The organism is Parashewanella curva (assembly GCF_003675895.1).
Lineage (GTDB): Bacteria > Pseudomonadota > Gammaproteobacteria > Enterobacterales > Shewanellaceae > Parashewanella > Parashewanella curva.
This window is the reverse complement of the sequence record NZ_ML014939.1, coordinates 1-1,321: the sequence shown is the minus strand read 5'-3', so window position 1 is coordinate 1,321 and position 1,321 is coordinate 1. Positions and strand designations below refer to the sequence as shown.

At 37.5% G+C, this 1,321-nt stretch carries 1 protein-coding gene; it reads left to right on the top strand.

Features of this window, described 5'->3' with window-relative positions; translation table 11 throughout:
- Window positions 1–330 precede the first annotated feature (330 nt).
- Window positions 331–972: a hypothetical protein gene (locus D5018_RS21315; protein ID WP_121840974.1), complete on the top strand. Its 642-nt coding sequence runs from the start codon at window positions 331–333 to the stop codon at window positions 970–972.
- Window positions 973–1,321: the final 349 nt, after the last annotated feature.

Sequence of the window (1,321 nt, the reverse complement as noted above, 5' to 3'; positions counted from 1 at the left end):
ATAACCCCGAGTACGCCGATTACCTTCAAAGGCGTAAACTCAATAAGCAAAGCAGAAACTCTTGGTTTGAACCTGTCATGCCTGCGTTGTGAAGTTGCTGGGTAACGTAATATGCCTTAATGGAGGCTTGAGCCGTATGCAGTGAAAGTTGCACGTACGGTTCTTAGGAGATCGGCATCTGGTAACAGGTGTCGCTTATCCGACATTGATGAGTCAGTCCTGAACAAAGGCTGACTCGAAAATGCCTCAAAGTTACATAGCTTTGATAATCGTTTGATTTAAATAATTTAAGCAAATCACATGAATACACGGAGTTTATTTAGAACTATTATGATTAACTCTTCAACTACTTCAACTACTTCAACTACTTCAACTTGTTATTCACGCAATACATCTTCCCCATCACCATTCACCGCTTCTCTAGAATGCAAAGATGCCATAGATAAGCAAAGCCTATGGGAAAGCACTTGTAGTATGTCTGAATGGAGGTTGGTTTCTCGCCATCCTGCTCATTATGTGGAAAAAACTGCACTGTCGGCTTTTTTAATGAAAGCTAATACATCGAATCAACATTCATCTCCAGCCAAAGAGTGTGGGCAAGTTGATTTTTCAGATTGGAAAAGAAAAGAAATTGAACGGTTTGTCCAATTTAAAAATAGAAAATTTTCCGTTAATCCTGTCAGCTCAAATCGTTGTTTGCCATTGTTTAAAAGATCAAAAAGTATGATCAAACTGCGCAGACTAAAGGTTATGTCAGAAAAAGGTGGTAGAAACCCAGATAATAACGACGCAATACCGCACCCTTTAATAAGAAAGTTTTTTATACAAAACTCAAACTCAAGTAGTTCATCAAAGTCTTTTTCACTTTCTAACAGAAGCTCAACAATTTATGCAGAATCCATTTCATCATCAACATCGCGTTCAGAGTCAGAATGGACAACCCCTCCACCATTATTTGATTCGATTAAGTGATGTTAGCGTCAATGTAAATCTTGTTTCATAATTCCCCTGTTTTTATTACAAAGCAAATCAATAGAAATTTCGACATTGTCCAACCTCATGCCAGCCAATAGGCTGGGAAAGTTTTGCCCCAAATCGTGTTTGGGCGTGCATTTTTCTTACCTTGCTTAATCCATTGAAGCTTAGCTTTTAATCCGATATTTCATTTTCGTCTAATTGCTAAAACCTAGTTATACCGAAGTAGTTAATTATCGTTAATATTTATGGATTTCAACTTCTGAAATTTGCTTCACTTTCTGGTAATTAAATTATCCAAAAATCATCAAGCTTAAACGATTCTGGTGCGGGGAGAGGTTATGAG